Origin of the sequence: Streptosporangium sp. NPDC049376 (genome assembly GCF_044466505.1) — a bacterium.
Classification (GTDB): Bacteria; Actinomycetota; Actinomycetes; order Streptosporangiales; family Streptosporangiaceae; genus Streptosporangium.
Genome location: NZ_JBITMT010000004.1, coordinates 366,459 through 381,892 on the forward strand (window position 1 = coordinate 366,459; position 15,434 = coordinate 381,892).

Here is a 15,434-nt window from a genome sequence, read left to right on the forward strand (position 1 = left end):
CAATTTCCTGCGCCGCTGCCCGTGGGGCCGCGGAGGGGAAACATGAAAGGACTGTTATGGCCACGAACGACTTCGCTATCCGGGGCATCCCCCGTCGGCACTCCTTCGAGCTGCTTGAGGGTTACATCATGTGTTCGGTCATCGCCTCGCTCGACGACCTGGGCGTGCTGGACATCCTTGAGGAGAAGGGGCTGCGCGTCGAGGACGTGGGCGGCAACCTCCAGCTGGCCCGGGACACCGTCTTCTACCTGGTCGACCGCGGGGTCGTGGCACCCGACGGCGACGTCTACCGGCTCACCGGGTACGGCCGGGAACTGTTGCGCGACCGTGGCTACATCTTCTGGATCGCGGGAGGCTTCGGCGAGCCGTTCTGGCGCTTCGGCGAACTGGTCTCCGGCAAGAGCAAGTACGGCAAGGACATCTCGCGCGACGGCCGGATCGTCGCGGTCTCCTCGGCCGACCTCGGTCTGGAGGACCTCAAGCCGTATGTGCACTCCCTGCTGTCCGAGATCGAGTTCACCCGGGTCGCCGACTTCGGCTGCGGGAACGCCCGCAACCTCATCGGGATCTGCGGGCTGAAGGACGCCGACGGCCTGGGCGTGGACATCAGCGCAGACGCGATCGCGGAGGCCCGCCGTGAAGTGGCCAAGGACGGCCTGACGGAGCGCATCACGGTGGTCGAGGCGGACGCCTCCAACGCCGCCGCGATCCCCGGCCTGGAGACCGTGGACCTCGTGGTCGGTTTCTTCTTCATGCACGAGGTGCTGGAGCAGGGCCTCGACTACTTCGTCTCATATCTGCGTGGCCTGGCCGAGCGGCTCCCGGCCGGGGCGCACGTGCTCGCGGCCGAGGTGCTTCCCCCGCAGCGGGACCGCGCCTGCCCGGAGACCTTCACCCCGGAGTTCACCCTCATCCACGCGCTGATGGGGCAGGGCCTGCTCAGCGAGGAGGGCTGGAGCGACGCCTTCCGCCAGGGCGGGTTCGAGATCCGCAAGACGGTCCGTCCCAACATCCCCGGTGGCCTGCTGCTGCTGGCCCAGAAGACCGACTGACCCGGACGGACCGGAGCGGGGCGCGCCGTCGTCGTCCGGCGGTGCGTCCCCTCACCCCGTCCGTCGTCGCCCATCACCGACAATGAGCTCTGGGAGCGGCCGCATGTTCCTGGTACTGCTGTCCTATCTGGTCCCGGAGGAGCGAATTCTCCCGCTGCGCGATGAGCACTACGTCTTCATCGACCAGCACTTCAGGAGCGGGACGTTCCTTCTGGGCGGCCGCAAGGTGCCGGCCACCGGAGGGTTCATCCTCGCCCAGGGGGTGTCCCGGGAGGAGATCGACCGCATCCTGGAGGAGGACCCCTACCTGCGGGCGGGTCTGGTGGCGCACGAGGTCACGGAACTGCTGCCGACCCGGGCCCGGCCCGACCTGGCGGCGGTGATCGGCGTTCCCTGACAGGTCACCGGGCACATCGGAGCACGGCCCGGGCCTGCTCCACGACCTTTCCCACCCGCCTCGGAGGCTTCCGTGAACGATCTCACCCGGGCCATGCGCGCCGTCCTGGAGCCCTACCATCTGGTGGCCGTCCTCGCCCCGCAGGCCGGCGAAGCCTTCCGGAGGCTCGGGCTGACCGGCCGCTGGACGCCGTACTTCGCGCTGCGCACCGCTCCGCTGGGGGAGGTCTCCCCGGCCGCTGTCCACGCGCTGTTCCACCACTTCAGCCCGCGCATGGTGGAGCGCGAAGTCCGCGCGGTCCGGGCGGAGACGAACCCCGAAGCGGTGCTCGCGGCGCGACTGGCCGCCGCGGACGCCGGTCTCCGCGCGATCCTCGGGGAGGAGTCCGTCGCCGCACCCGAGCTGGCCGAGGCGGCCGGGCTCGCCGGGCTCGCCGCGAACGCCTGCCGGGACGCCCCGGGCCGCCCGCTGGGCAGCGCCAACGCCGCGCTGCCCCTGCCGTCGCGACCTCACCTGGCGCTCTGGCAGGCCGCGACCACTCTGCGTGAACACCGGGGTGACGGCCACTTCGCCACGCTGTTGCACTCCGGCGTCGAAGGGCCGGAGGCCCTGGTGCTGGTCGTCGCCGCGGGCGCGGACCGGCGCGAGCGTCTGCAGGGGATCCGGGAGTGGACGGACGAGGAGTGGGAGGCGGCCGAGCGGCGCCTGATCACCCGCGGGCTGCTGGAGCCCGACACGCGCGGTCTCACCACCGCGGGCCAGGCCCTCCGCCGGGCGGTCGAGGAACGGACCGACGAACTCGCCGAACGCCCCTGGGCCACCCTCGGCGCTGACGCCACCCGCCGGCTCCACGACCTGCTGGCCCCCGTCGCAGACCGGATCATCGCCCACCTCGGCCTGCCCGCCCGGCCAGGGGCCGCGCACACGCGGGAGGCGCCGGTGGACGGTTCGCCGCGCCACCGTGAGGGGGCCGGGCGGTCGTGACCGCCTTCCCGTCAGAGCACGACGGAGAAGCGGTCACGAGACGTCACTGCCGGTAGGTGGACAGGAAGCCCCCCAGGCGGCCGATGGCCTCTTCGAGGTCGTCGGCGTGCTGGAGGGTGACCAGGCGGAAGTGGTCGGGGCGGGCCCAGTTGAAGCCGGTGCCCTGCACGATGAGGAGCTTCTCCCGTTCGAGCAGGTCGAGGGCGAAGCGGACGTCGTCGGTGATCGGGTGGACCTCGGGGTCGAGCCTGGGGAAGACGTACAGCGCGCCCAGGGGCTTGACACAGCTCACCCCGGGGATGTCGTTGAGCAGCTTCCAGGCGCGGTCGCGCTGCTCGCACAGGCGTCCGCCGGGCCGTACGAGGTCCTCGATGCTCTGGTGGCCGCCCAGGGCGGCCTGGATGGCGTGCTGGCCGGGCACGTTGGGGCACAGGCGCATGTTGGCCAGGATGTCGAGGCCCTCGATGTAGGACGACGCCCGCTCCCTGGGACCGGAGAGCACCATCCAGCCCGAGCGGTAGCCGCACACCCGGTAGGTCTTCGACAGGCCGGAGAAGGTCAGGCAGAACAGGTCGGGGGCCAGCGCCGCGATCGAGGTGTGGACGGCGCCGTCGTAGAGGATCCGGTCGTAGATCTCGTCGGCGAGGACGACGAGACCGTGCCTGCGGGCCAGGTCGGCCAGGCCTTCGAGCAGCCGGGGCGGGTACACGGCGCCCGTCGGGTTGTTCGGGTTGATGATCACCAGGGCCTTGGTCCTGTCGGTGATCTTCGAGGCGATGTCGTCGAGGTCCGGCAGCCAGTCGGCCCCCTCGTCGCAGACGTAGTGGACGGGGGTTCCGCCGCTGAGCGAGACCGCGGCGGTCCACAGGGGGTAGTCGGGGGAGGGGACCAGCACCTCGTCGCCGTTGTTGAGCAGCGCCTGCATCGCCATCACGATCAGTTCGGAGACGCCGTTGCCGAGGTAGACGTCCTCCACGCCGAGGTCGGGGAAGCCGTGCCCCTCGTAGTGCTGCACGACGGCCCTGCGGGCGCTGAGGATGCCCTTGGAGTCACCGTAGCCGTGGGAGACGGGCAGGTTGCGGATGATGTCCTGCAGGATCTCCTCGGGAGCCTCGAAGCCGAACGGAGCAGGGTTGCCGATGTGCAGCTTGAGAATGTGGTGACCCTGGGACTCCAGCTCTGCCGCGCGCTTCGGTACGGGACCGCGAATGTCGTAGCAGACGTTGGCCAGCTTGTCGGACTGCCGTACGTACATCATCACACTTTAACGGCGGATCCATCCGATACCGCCCGTTGATCCCGCTCGCGGAGCCGTCCAGCGGGCGCCCCCACGCCCGCTGAACGACCTCGGTACGGTTACGCCGCCCGGCAGGCACCCCTCGGGCGGGCCCGGGTGGCCAGGTCCACGTGGGCCGCGGTGCCGTCGATCCAGATCACCCTGCCGCCCTCGCCCGAGGCGAACTGGGCCTGCTCACCCCGGTTGCAGGTGACCCGTACGGCCTTGCCGCCCCTGGCCGGGATCTGGGTGATCTTGGGCAGGGTGTCGTTGCTGATCACCGTCAGGTCGGGGTAGACGCTGTAGGTGACGGCCGTGTCCGTGGCGTCCATGTCCAGCAGCTTGGGCGACGTGGCGTCGTCCGGAGTGAGCGCCACCGGGGAACCACCGTCGGCGTCGGCGCGCATGATGCCCTGAAGACCGTCCTGCTGGGCGTCCTGGAGCCAGAACAGGGAGGTGCCGGTCAGCACCGGGCCGCTCACGAGCCCGATCACGTTCGGCGGGCTCGGCGGGGTCGGCAGGTCGGTCTCCTGGCCCGTCGCGAGGTCACGGGTGGTGATGACCATACGGCGGGGGCCGCCCTCCCACAGGTACAGCTTGATGTAGGCGATCCGGCCGCCGCTGATCGTCGGCACCCTGCTGTAGATCCCGGGCTGCGGCGTCATGTTGACCGGGGCCGCGTCGCCCTTCTTGACCCACAGGTCGTAGCCGCCCGTGGCCGAGTCCCAGACCGAGTAGGCGATCGTGTCACCGTCGACCGCCATGTTGGGCACGTCGCCGTCGCCCTCGTGGATCAGCCGCTGCGGCTGGGAGCGGTCGAGCGGCCTGCTCCACACCTGCATCTTCCAGCCGTCCTCCCGCTGGACGTAGGTCGTCCACACCGCGCTCCTGCCGTCCGTCACGGCGTCGTAGCTCGACATCTCGTTCGGCTCGGAGAGCTGGACGGCCTTGCCGCCGCGCACCCGTCCGGTGTAGACGGCCGCGGGGGCGGTCTGGTCGGCGGAGGAGTTGGTGACCACGTAACGGTCACCGGCCGCGTCCGGCTGGGCGTAGGGGTCGGTGACGCCGCGCAGCAGGACGTCGTGGTCGGTGGCGATGCGACGCTCCCAGCCGTTCCTGATGCCGTGGGCGTCGAAGGCCCGCGCGATCGTCAGCAGGTCCCGCGCCCCGAGCCGGGACCGTACGGCCGCCGCCAGCACCGCTCGCCTGCCGTCGCTGAAGTCGTCGAGCGGGGTCATGTACTCGGACAGGGCCTTGAGCACGACCTTGTCGGCCCTGGCGCCGAGCTTCTCGCGGATGTCCCACAGCGCGCCGCTGAAGATCGTCGAGTTGAGGTGGACGCCCGCGCTGTCGATGCGGCCGGTGGAGCCCACGTAGTCGTCGGCGGCCACCCGCCCGTCGTTGAGGTCACGCAGGGCGCACTGACGCGGTGTCCCGGTACGGCAGAGCGTCTCGCCGAGCAGCCCCGCGTCGGGGTCGGCAGGGTCGGTCCCCTCGGCGTCACTCTGGATGGCGTTGCCGAAGTAGTCGGCGATGCCCTCGTTCATCGCGCCGGACTGGCCGAAGTAGACCAGGTTGGCGGTGTGCTCGACCACGCCGTGGGTCATCTCGTGGCCGACCACGTCCAGGGCCGAGGCCAGCGAGTAGTACTGGTCACCGCCCCCGCCGTAGACCATCTTGGTGCCGTCCCAGAAGGCGTTGATGTACGGCCTGCCGGAGGAGGTGACGTTGACGACCGAGAGCATCGAGCCGCCCTTGCCGTCGAGCCCGTCACGTCCGAGCCGCCGGTAGTACTCGTAGACCTGGTTCGCGCCCCAGTGGGCGTCCACCGCGCCGATCTCCGTGGTGGCGCCGGTGAAGGTGGGGGTGTCGGAGGCGACGATCGGGGTGTCCGCGGGCAGCGAGCCCTGGAACCGCGAGACGTCGCGCTTCTGCGCGTCGTAGGTGACGACCTCGCCGGCGGTGCCGTTCCACCGGGTGCGGTCGCGCAGCTCGTACCTGCCGTCGGCCCGCCGGTAGGCGTTGATCGGCACCGTGGCGCCGCGCACCGTCGTGCCCGTGGTGGCGAGAGGTCCCTCGGCGGAGCTCTCGACGGCGGTGCGGATCCGGTCGGAGGCGAACAGCGGGGCGCCGTTCCCGGCGTTGACGTAGACGTCGGTGAGCAGCGGCAGCTGCCTGCGCGCGTCGGTCCCGGTGACGGTCACCCGCCAGGCCAGCAGGCCCTTGCCGGTCGGGACGACGACGAGGCCGCCGGAGACCGCGGTGAGGCCCTCCTTCTCGCCGCCGGTCCGTGCCGCGGTCCGGGAAAGCGCGACGTCGAGCGCGAGTCTTTCCGGGAATTTCGGCGTGGTCGAAACACTCAATTCGGTGAGGAAACGGCCGCCCGCTCCGGTGACCCGGTGGGCGTTGCCCTCCTTCGTCATCTGCACGAGGTAGTTGGCGCCGAAAACGCGGATGCCCTGGTAACGCTGCTCGAACCGGACGGTCTCGTCCTGGCCGTCGCGGACCACGTCGAGGGGGACCAGGTCGGTGTTCACGTTCGTGATCCCGTACCGGCCCTGGCGGAGGTGGTGCCGGGCGACGGTGACGGGGTCGCCGCTGACCGGAGCCTCGTTCAGGCCGCTGACCAGGGCGGGGGTCTCGGTGCCGGTACGGGGCTCCACCTGGGCGGGCGGGTCGGCCGCGTGGGCGGGGGTGCTTGTCACGAGGGCCGCGGTGAGGGAGAGGATCACGGCGACGGGCGTCGCCGTGGCGACGCTTCTGGGGGGTCGTAGCACGAGTTCTCCTGACGTCTCGAAGATCGCCGAGACTGCTCAAAAGGCGATAATCATGATCTAGCAGGAGATTGGCGAAAAATCATGACTATTAGTCATATCTGTTGTCTGATAGATTTAAAGCGACAAATGGGGAATGGGTGCTTTCTAGATGGCTTTCCCGGCGCCGGGGAAAACGGCCGGAGGGATGGGGTGAGGTGTCCCGGCGATCCCTCTTTGGACGCGGGGAGGAAGTTTACGGGCTGGGAGGTGTGTTCGAGCGGCTTCGCGCGTAGGCTCACTGGGCGTGGATCTCGACTTCGTCTGTGTGCACGCGGGACGGCCCGCCCTTGAGCTGACCCGTCGTGACGTGGCCCGCGCGCTGCTCGCCGTACCCTCGGGGGTCGCCCTGGTGGCGGTTCCCGACCTGCGCAGGGCGCTGGCGGCGCTGGGCAATCCGCTGTCCCCCCACTTCTGGGACTCGGCCAAGACGACGCTTGGCGCGATCGAGTCCGGCAACGCGACGGTCGGTGACGTGCAGCGGTGGCTGGAGTCGACCGGTACGGAACCCCTCCTGCTCACCCGCAGCTTCTTCGTCTGGCCCGAGGAGGACGAACGAGGCCCGGTCGCCAGGGAGATGTTCCAGCGGATGGTGTCCTTCCTTGAGGAGCGGGTCGCCTCGGGGGAGATCGACCCGGACGCGCTCGCGCTACGGGACGAACGGGCCAGGGAGGCCTACGAGGACCTGCAGGAACGCTGGCTCAACGGCCCGCTGCCCGACGGGCGGGTGCCGGGGATCGCGGTGAGCGACGAGCAGGACGAGGAGCTGTTCGCGGCCTGGGACGAGGAGGAGGCGTTCGCGCTCGGCGAGCTGCGGCGCATCCTGGCCGAACTGCCGCCCCCGGAACGCCCCGCCGCGGACCTGCGTGCCGCCTGCGTACGGCTGCGCGAGGTGCTGGCCGACCCCGGCTACCCGGGAAACGTACTGCGGGCCTGCGCGGGCTACGAGGGGGAGCCGCTTCCCGCCGACGACGAGGAGCTGTGGCTGAGCGTCACCGCGGGCATCGCGGGACCGGTCTCCGACCTGCCGGAGGACGACGACGTCCCCGAGGAGTTCGCCGACCTGGACGGTGAGCTGAGCCACGAGGACGCGGTGCTGGCCGCGCTGTGCGCCATCCACCACGCCGACTGGCTGGCCGTGGTCGCGACGCTGGCCAGGCGGGGGCCCGGCGTGCTGGCCTCACCGGAGCGGATCGCCAGGTTCATCGCCGAGTCCGAGGACATCGACGTCCAGATGGACGACCCGGAGGACCTGGAGGCGGCGGAGACCCTCTTCAGCTCGGTCACGCCGCTGTGGGCCTGTCTGGGCATCGTCGACAAGAGCGAGGTGCTCACCCCGCTGGGGCGCTGGGGCCTGCCGAAGGCCCTTGAGCGCGCCTGGTCATGAGATCGGCGTGGCGCCGTCCCTGTCGCGCTGCCGCAGCTCGGCCTCGGACGGCACCTCGATCTTGGAGATCTGCCGCCGCATCGACTTGACGAGCAGGTAGAGGGCGAGCCCGAGCGCGGCGACCATCAGGAAGCCCAGCAGGCCGGGGCTGACCAGGGAGTTGAGAGAGTTCGGATCTGTAGGCACCCTTCAAGTCTGCCATCCCGACCCCGTGGTCCCGCCTCCGGCGGGGCCGAAGGGGCCGGTGATTTCCCTAGTGGCAGGCGGGGGAGACCTCGTCGGCGTGGATGCCGGCGAACAGGTCGTCCTCGGGGAGCGTGGTGTCGATCAGGGAGCGGGCCAGGTGGTAGTCCTCGGTCGGCCAGATCTCCGCCTGAAGCTCGCGCGGGCAGACGAACCAGAAGCCGTCCGGGTCGACCTGCGTCGCGTGCGCCAGGAGCGCCAGGTCACGGACCTCGAAGTAGTCGCCGCAGGGCACCCGGGTGGTCACCGGCCACTTCTCCGGCCGGTCCTCCCACCGGGAGATCCAGTCGGCGTACGGCGAGCCCATGCCGCGGGCGTTCATCGCCTCGTGGAGCGCCTCGAAGCGGGCCTTGGTGAAGCCCATCTGGTAGTAGAGCTTGAGCGGCTGCCAGGGCTCGCCCGCCTCCGGGTAGCGGTCGGGGTCGCCCGCCGCCTCGAAGGCCTCGACCGAGACGCGGTTGGTCATGATGTGGTCGGGGTGCGGGTAGCCGCCGTCGTCGTCGTAGGTGAGGATGACGTGCGGCCTGAACGAGCGCACCGCGGCGACCAGCGGCGCGGCGGCGACCTCAAGCGGCTGCACGGCGAAGCACCCCTCGGGCAACGGCTCGCTCTCGTCCTCGGGAAGGCCCGAGTCGACGAACCCCATGAAGCGCTGCTCGACGCCGAGGATCTCCCGCGCGCGTTCCATCTCCAGACGCCTGACCTCCCCGATGTTCTCCAGGATGTCGGGACGGTCCATCTTGGGATTGAGGATCGAGCCGCGTTCCCCTCCGGTGAGGGTACAGACGAGCACGTCCACGCCCTCGGCGACATAGCGTGCCATGGTCGCGGCACCCTTGCTCGACTCGTCGTCGGGATGCGCGTGAACTGCCATCAGCCTCAGCGGTGCACTCACGGGCTCGGTGTCTCCTCTTCGTTGGGCGCGCTGGGGTCCGCGCGGGCCGCACGGACGCGCTCATCGCCGTGACGTGCTCGGCCCCGCCTGCCGCACCGCTCCCCGGGTTGGGCTGGGTCACTCTAAAGAGAGGTTAGTTTCTCTTGGGCGGTCGCGAGGGCAAGGCCCCCGCGAGAGACAATTGTCTTGGATAACACCGAGGTAGCGCAGGGAGATTCCGCATGGCCACCAGCGAGGCCGGGACGGGCCGTCAGACCGGCCCCGTGCTCGGCACCCCGGACGACTTCCCCGACCGTCCGGAGCGCAGGGGGCGCTTCGTCGTGCACGTCGTGATCGCGATCCTCTGCGCGGTGTGCGCCGGGGGCTGGGGATACGTGATGTGGGCGTCCAAGGGCAACACCGAGGTCATCGACCAGGTCATCGCGTTCGACACCAGCCGCGGCGATTCTCTGCAGATCACCTTCGAAGTGGTCAAGCCGTCCAGCCGCGCCGCCGTGTGCAGGCTCAGGGCCATGGATGTGGGCCACGTCGAAGTGGGCAGCCGCGAGGTCAATATTCCCGCTGGTGAGGGGTATGTCCGCCTTACCGAGAGGCTAGAGACCAGTAGCCAGGCTACTTCCGGCGACGTCCACTACTGCTATCTCGTATAGTGAGACATTTGGGGAAGCGCTCGGCCGGTTAACTTGTTAGCCTGTCGAAATTCGAACGAGCGCTACCCCTTAGTACCAAGCCCCACAGAGGAAGCAAGGAGAACCCGTGGCCGACTCCCGAAACGAGAGCGTCACCTGGCTAACTCAGGAGGCGTACGACCGCCTGAAGGCGGAGTTTGAGTACCTCTCGGGGCCCGGGCGTGTCGACATCGCGAAGAAGATCGAGGCCGCCAGGGAAGAGGGCGACCTGAAGGAGAACGGCGGCTACCACGCCGCCAAGGACGAGCAGGGCAAGATGGAGGCCCGCATCTTCCACCTCCGCCAGATCATCGACAACGCCAAGGTCGGTGAGGCCCCCCGTGCCGAGGGCGTGGTCGGGCCCGGTATGACCGTCACCGTACGGTTCGAGGGAGAGGACGAGGAGGTCGCCTTCCTGCTCGCCTCCCGCGAGGAGAGCGGTGCCCCGATCGACGTCTACTCGCCCAAGTCGCCGCTGGGGGCGGCGATCAACGGCAAGAAGATCGGCGAGAAGGCCACCTACACCATGCCGAACGGCAGGTCCAACACGGTTGAGATCATCGAGGCCGTGCCGTACATCGGCAACTGATCCGCATCGGACACGCTGATCCGCCGGGACCGGGTCCCGGCGGATAGCCATGTCCAGGGCCCTTCGGGCCGACCGAAACCCCGCCGCCACTGCACAGCGTGTCGTGTTTGGAGCGTTTTGGTGAGTTCCTGCGCATTGTGGCGCGGCGTACGGCACTCTACGTAGGGGTGGATCAGGACGGGTGGAAGGGAAGATGTCGTGCCCGACAGGCGGACGCGTGTCTCCCGGTTGATCGACGAGGCCAGACAGGACCTCGCCTACAGCCCACGCCCCCGCATCCGCACGCCGCGCCCTGCCGTTCCCATCGTGGCGACGGTCGCGGTGGTCATGCTGACCGCGGCCGTGGTGATCGTCCTGAGGCTGCCCGACGACTCCTCGACGACGGCCCTTCGCAGGCCCGTCGCCAGACAGACGCTCCAGGGAGCTCTCCAGGAGGTCCCGCAGAACACGGCGACCCCCACCCCGGCCCAGACTCCGCCACCGCCGGTCGCCCCGCTGACCACGATCCGCAAGCCGCACCTGTTCGTCGTGACGAACAAACCGCTCAGCTCGGCGGTCGTGGCGAGGGTGACCCGGCTCTCCGGGGTACGGGCGGTGGAACGCGCCGACGCCGCCGAGGTCGTCCTCGACGGGAAACGGGTGCAGACGCTGGGGGTCAACCCCTCGACGTTCCGTGCCTTCACCCCCAAGCCGACCGCCCGCTCCGACCGGCTCTGGCGCAACGTCTCGGCGGGAGAACTGGTCGTCTCCTTCGTCCTGGGCAACGACGGCGGCATGACCCTGGGCAAGACCGTCTCCACCTCCAGGACGAGCCTGCGCGTCGGCGCCTACGCGACCATGGGCATGGGCGCCATCGACGCCGTCGTCTCCCAGCAGACCGCGCGCTCCCTCGGTTTCCCCCAGGACAACGCGCTGGTGGTGAGCGCGCCGGGCGCCGACTCGGCCGAACTGCGCAACAGGCTGCTGCGCGTCCTGCCCAAGGGCAGCCAGGTCGCCACGATCAACCCGGTGTTCACCGCCCCCAGGCGCACCGTCTGGCCCGTAGGCGCCTTCCCGACGGCCCCCCAGATCAGGACCGTCCTCACCGCCGCGATCAGCAAACTCGGCCGCCCCTACGTGTGGGGGGCGGAGGGCCCCGACACCTTCGACTGCTCAGGCCTGGTCCAGTGGGCCTACCGCCAGGCGGGCATCCAGGTCCCCCGGGTGACCCACCAGCAGTTCGTCTCCGGGCCGCGGATCGAACTGTCCCAGGCCCAGCCGGGTGACCTGCTGTTCTGGCGGAACGACCCGACCAACCCCGGCTACGTCTCCCACGTGGCGATCTACTGGGGCGACGGCAAGATGCTGCACGCGCCGAGGACCGGTGACGTGGTGAAGCTCGTCCCGATCTACACCAGAAACTTCGCCGGCGCCGTCCGCATCAGCCCCCAGATAGCCGCCCAAGTGAGATGACTGTGCCTATTTGCGCCGCCTGCGGCGTCGCGGGCTTGGGCGCTTTCGAGTCGGCGCTTTCCCTCGTCGCTCATCCGCTTCGCTCCTTCGCTCCTCAGTCCAAGCACCGACGCGCCCAAGCCGGACACTCCTCACGCATGGCACCGGTAAGGCACAAGCCACACCCCTCACGGATGGCACCGGAGGAGTCCTAGACCTTTAGGCCTCCTTCCAGGAGGGACAGGGCCTCGTCGACGGTGTCTGCTAGGCGGGTGACGCCGCCGGACTCGGCCCAGCCGAACAGGGCGGGCAGGATCGCGCCGACCACCGCGCCCGCGGCCGTACGGCTCAGCGGATCGCCGCTGTGGCGGCCCAGACGTCCGGCGAGGGCCTCGGCGAGGGTGTCGATCGTGCAGATCATGCTGTCCACGGCCCTGGCCCGCAGCGCGACGTGGCGTAGCTGGAGCCTGGTCATGGCGAGGATCTGCGCCTCCTCCTCGGGGGCGAGCCGGGTGAAGGCGGTGTGCACCGCCGCGCGCAGCGCCGGGACCGGTGCCAGCTCAGGGGGCTGGGCGGCCAGCTCCGTCATCACCAGGGGGGTGTGGTCGTCCTGGACGACGACGTCCTCCTTCGTGGGGAAGTAGCGGAAGAAGGTGCTCGCCGAGATCTCCGCGGCCTCCGCGATCTGTTCGACGGTCGTCTCGTCGTAGCCCTGCTCGGCGAACAGGCGCAGTGCCTGCTCCTGGATGGTTCGCCGGGTTCTGGCCTTCTTGCGTTCGCGTAGTCCCTCGGGGCGCTGAGGTGAGCTCATGGGCCGATTGTCGCGTCTAGGCGACAGGTGTGAACACTGCAACGAGTGCCACAGGAGGCCCACCCGTCCCTGTCCGGGACCGGCGATGGTCCCCTTGGGTGAAGCGATGTAATCTCGATTACATGGATAGTGACGAAACGGTCGAGAAGCTGCGTGGCTGGTTCTCCGGGCGGTTGCCCGAGGGGTGGTTCGAGGGGCGTCCCGAGATCGTGCTCGACCGTGAGGAGATCACGGTCGTCGGCAGGCTCGCCGCGCCCGCGCCCGCCGAGGGCGTCTCCGAGATCGAGCGGGCCGCCGCCGTCGAGGGCGGCATCCAGCGCTTCCGCGAGGAGACCAGGGAGCGGCGCGTCGAGATCGCCAGGGAGGCCGAGCACCGCTTCCGCAGGAAGGTCTCGTGGGGCGTCGCGGTGGGTGACGAGAGGGTGATGTTCACCACACTCTCGGTCCCGGTCATGACACGTCTGCGCCAGCCCGAGCGGCGCGTCCTGGACACTCTTGTGGCGGCTGGGGTCGCACGCAGCCGCAGTGACGCGCTCGCCTGGTGCGTGCGTCTGGTGGGCGCCCACACCGACACCTGGCTGGCCGATCTGCGCGACGCGCTTCAGCACGTCGACCGGGTGCGTGCCTCCGGCCCGGACATCGGTTCCTGAGGCGGGCCAGGGAAAACGGGCCGAAATTGGTCTGAACCTGTGCGGTGATTGGTTTAGACCTCTGTTAATGGCCTATACCACTGCCGGAACACGCTCCTTTAACGTCGCTTCTTTTGGGTAGGTCACCCGGAACATCATGACTCCTGCCTGCCCTTATGCCGGTCGCCGGGGCCGGTTCGGAGTCGTTGCGGCGACGGACAGCCGTTATTCACTGGTCTATGCCAATTGGATTAACGGCGGTTTGGTCGTCAATGATGACCTGGCCCTGAGGAGCGTAAGGAGCCGTAGCAGTGTCCGTTATCGAGGACGTAACCGCCCCCAGTCCTACCACCCACGAAGAGTTGGCCGCGTGGGTCAACGAGATCGCCGAGCTGACCCAGCCCGACCGGATCGAATGGTGTGACGGCTCGGAGGTCGAATGGACCCGGCTGACGAACCTGCTGGTCGAGCAGGGGACGCTCACCCGCCTGTCCAAGCGGCAGAACAGCTTCTACGCCGCCTCCGACCCCACGGACGTCGCCCGTGTCGAGGACCGGACCTACATCTGCTCCGAGCGCGAACAGGACGCGGGCCCGACCAACAACTGGATCGCCCCCGACGAGATGCGCCGGACCTTCGCCGGGCTCTTCAAGGGCTGCATGCGCGGGCGCACGATGTACGTCGTGCCGTTCTGCATGGGGCCGCTGGGCGGTGAGATCTCCCAGCTCGGCGTCGAGATCACCGACTCGCCGTACGTGGTGGTCTCCATGCGGATCATGACGCGGATGGGGGAGCGGGCGCTGCGGCTCATCGAGGAGCGCGGCGGTTACGTCAAGGCCGTCCACTCGGTCGGCGCGCCGCTCGCGCCCGGCCAGGCCGACGTGCCGTGGCCGTGCAACTCCACCAAGTACATCAGCCACTTCCCCGAGACCCGCGAGATCTGGTCGTACGGCTCCGGCTACGGCGGCAACGCCCTGCTGGGCAAGAAGTGCTACGCCCTGCGCATCGCCAGCACGATGGCACGCGACGAGGGCTGGCTCGCCGAGCACATGCTCATCCTCAAGCTCACGCCCCCCTCAGGGCAGACCCGCTACATCGCCGCGGCCTTCCCCAGCGCCTGCGGCAAGACCAACCTGGCCATGCTCCAGCCGACCATCCCGGGCTGGAAGGTCGAGACGGTCGGCGACGACATCGCCTGGATGCGCTTCGGCGAAGACGGCCGCCTGTACGCCATCAACCCCGAGGCCGGGTTCTTCGGCGTCGCCCCCGGCACCGGCGAGTCGACCAACGCCAACGCGATCAGGACGCTCTGGGGCAACAGCATCTTCACCAACGTCGCCCTGACCGACGACGGCGACGTGTGGTGGGAGGGGCTCACCGACGAGCCTCCCGCGCACCTGACCGACTGGCGGGGCCGCGACTGGACGCCGGAGAGCGACGAGCCCGCCGCCCACCCCAACGCCCGCTTCACCGTGCCCGCCGGGCAGTGCCCGACCATCGCCCCCGAGTGGCAGGACCCCAGGGGCGTGCCGATCTCGGCCATCCTCTTCGGCGGGCGCAGGGCCAGCGCCGTACCGCTGGTGACCGAGTCGCTGAGCTGGAACCACGGCGTGTTCATCGGCGCCAACATCGCCTCGGAGAAGACCGCCGCCGCCGAGGGCAAGGTCGGCGAGCTGCGCCGCGACCCGTTCGCGATGCTGCCCTTCTGCGGCTACAACATGGGCGACTACTTCGCCCACTGGATCGGCCTGGGCAGGCGTGAGGGCGTCAGCCTCCCGCGGGTCTACTACGTGAACTGGTTCCGCAAGAGCGAGGACGGCCGGTTCATCTGGCCCGGCTTCGGGGAGAACAGCCGCGTCCTGAAGTGGATCGTGGACCGCCTCAACGGTGAGGCGGAGGCCGTGCGGACGCCCATCGGCCTGCTGCCCGCCGAGCTGGACACCGAGGGCCTCGACATCCCCGCCGAGGACCTGCGCACCCTGCTCACCGTGGACGAGGAGGTCTGGCGCCAGGAGGCGGCCCTGGTCCCGGCCTTCTTCGAGACCTTCGGCGACCACCTGCCCAGGGAACTGTGGGACGAGTACCGGGCGCTGGTCGAGCGTCTGGGCTGATCCACGCGTCCCCTTCGCCGGGGACATCCGACACGCCGGTTCCGGTACGGGGACCGGCGTGTCGCGTCGTACGGGTGCCGTACGGGGGTAGGGGAAGACCAAGGCGACAAAGATGACGACAAAAAGGCGGTCAGGCGCAACCTCGGGG

14 protein-coding genes are annotated in these 15,434 nt (G+C 69.5%); 9 read left to right on the forward strand and 5 right to left on the reverse strand.

Annotated features, from left to right (window positions below; translation table 11 throughout):
• Positions 1-56 precede the first annotated feature (56 nt).
• From ACIBVQ_RS14635 to ACIBVQ_RS14645, 3 genes are all read left to right on the forward strand, one after another.
• On the forward strand, positions 57-1,052 hold the full coding sequence (locus ACIBVQ_RS14635; RefSeq protein WP_352013819.1) for a class I SAM-dependent methyltransferase: 996 nt from the start codon (positions 57-59) through the stop codon (positions 1,050-1,052).
• A 103-nt stretch (positions 1,053-1,155) separates the two neighbouring features.
• The gene (locus ACIBVQ_RS14640) at positions 1,156-1,449 is read left to right on the forward strand and encodes a YciI family protein (protein ID WP_399177858.1); all 294 of its coding nucleotides are present in this window, start codon (positions 1,156-1,158) and stop codon (positions 1,447-1,449) included.
• A gap of 72 nt (positions 1,450-1,521) precedes the next feature.
• The gene (locus tag ACIBVQ_RS14645; protein ID WP_362914120.1) at positions 1,522-2,433 is read left to right on the forward strand and encodes a hypothetical protein; all 912 of its coding nucleotides are present in this window, start codon (positions 1,522-1,524) and stop codon (positions 2,431-2,433) included.
• Positions 2,434-2,476: 43 nt separating this feature from the next.
• Here ACIBVQ_RS14645 and ACIBVQ_RS14650 read toward each other — a convergent pair whose 3' ends face one another.
• Together ACIBVQ_RS14650 and ACIBVQ_RS14655 are read right to left on the reverse strand one after the other, a co-directional pair.
• Positions 2,477-3,688 carry a pyridoxal phosphate-dependent aminotransferase gene (locus ACIBVQ_RS14650; RefSeq protein WP_352013816.1) on the reverse strand — a complete coding sequence of 404 codons (1,212 nt, stop codon included), beginning with the start codon at positions 3,686-3,688 and terminating at the stop codon, positions 2,477-2,479.
• Positions 3,689-3,789: 101 nt separating this feature from the next.
• Positions 3,790-6,486: a M4 family metallopeptidase gene (locus tag ACIBVQ_RS14655; RefSeq protein ID WP_399177860.1), complete on the reverse strand. Its 2,697-nt coding sequence runs from the start codon at positions 6,484-6,486 to the stop codon at positions 3,790-3,792.
• A gap of 283 nt (positions 6,487-6,769) precedes the next feature.
• Between ACIBVQ_RS14655 and ACIBVQ_RS14660 the strand changes: the two genes are divergently transcribed.
• Positions 6,770-7,909, forward strand: a complete 1,140-nt coding sequence (locus ACIBVQ_RS14660; protein WP_352013814.1) for a hypothetical protein — start codon at positions 6,770-6,772, stop codon at positions 7,907-7,909.
• Here the strand turns inward: ACIBVQ_RS14660 and ACIBVQ_RS14665 are convergent.
• Both ACIBVQ_RS14665 and mca read right to left on the reverse strand, forming a co-directional pair.
• Positions 7,904-8,095 carry a hypothetical protein gene (locus ACIBVQ_RS14665; RefSeq protein WP_352013813.1) on the reverse strand — a complete coding sequence of 64 codons (192 nt, stop codon included), beginning with the start codon at positions 8,093-8,095 and terminating at the stop codon, positions 7,904-7,906. The genes ACIBVQ_RS14660 and ACIBVQ_RS14665 overlap by 6 nt on opposite strands.
• A 67-nt stretch (positions 8,096-8,162) precedes the next feature.
• Positions 8,163-9,047 (reverse strand): mycothiol conjugate amidase Mca, encoded by an 885-nt coding sequence (gene mca, locus ACIBVQ_RS14670; RefSeq protein WP_352013812.1) that lies wholly within the window; start codon positions 9,045-9,047, stop codon positions 8,163-8,165.
• 221 nt (positions 9,048-9,268) lie between these two features.
• Between mca and ACIBVQ_RS14675 the strand changes: the two genes are divergently transcribed.
• From ACIBVQ_RS14675 to ACIBVQ_RS14685, 3 genes are all read left to right on the forward strand, one after another.
• The gene (locus ACIBVQ_RS14675) at positions 9,269-9,697 is read left to right on the forward strand and encodes a DUF4307 domain-containing protein (RefSeq protein ID WP_362914126.1); all 429 of its coding nucleotides are present in this window, start codon (positions 9,269-9,271) and stop codon (positions 9,695-9,697) included.
• Between the two features lie 106 nt (positions 9,698-9,803).
• A complete protein-coding gene (gene greA / locus ACIBVQ_RS14680; RefSeq protein WP_352013810.1) occupies positions 9,804-10,304 on the forward strand; it encodes a transcription elongation factor GreA in 501 nt (166 codons plus the stop codon).
• Positions 10,305-10,502: 198 nt separating this feature from the next.
• Complete coding sequence (locus ACIBVQ_RS14685) at positions 10,503-11,756, forward strand: C40 family peptidase (RefSeq protein WP_399177863.1); 1,254 nt, start codon at positions 10,503-10,505, stop codon at positions 11,754-11,756.
• Positions 11,757-11,946: 190 nt separating this feature from the next.
• Here ACIBVQ_RS14685 and ACIBVQ_RS14690 read toward each other — a convergent pair whose 3' ends face one another.
• Positions 11,947-12,546 carry a TetR family transcriptional regulator gene (locus ACIBVQ_RS14690; RefSeq protein WP_352013808.1) on the reverse strand — a complete coding sequence of 200 codons (600 nt, stop codon included), beginning with the start codon at positions 12,544-12,546 and terminating at the stop codon, positions 11,947-11,949.
• A 122-nt stretch (positions 12,547-12,668) separates the two neighbouring features.
• On the opposite strand from ACIBVQ_RS14690, the gene ACIBVQ_RS14695 reads away from it, so the two are divergent.
• Positions 12,669-13,196 (forward strand): hypothetical protein, encoded by a 528-nt coding sequence (locus ACIBVQ_RS14695; protein WP_399177865.1) that lies wholly within the window; start codon positions 12,669-12,671, stop codon positions 13,194-13,196.
• Between the two features lie 290 nt (positions 13,197-13,486).
• Positions 13,487-15,286 carry a phosphoenolpyruvate carboxykinase (GTP) gene (locus ACIBVQ_RS14700; protein WP_386196009.1) on the forward strand — a complete coding sequence of 600 codons (1,800 nt, stop codon included), beginning with the start codon at positions 13,487-13,489 and terminating at the stop codon, positions 15,284-15,286.
• Positions 15,287-15,434 lie beyond the last annotated feature (148 nt).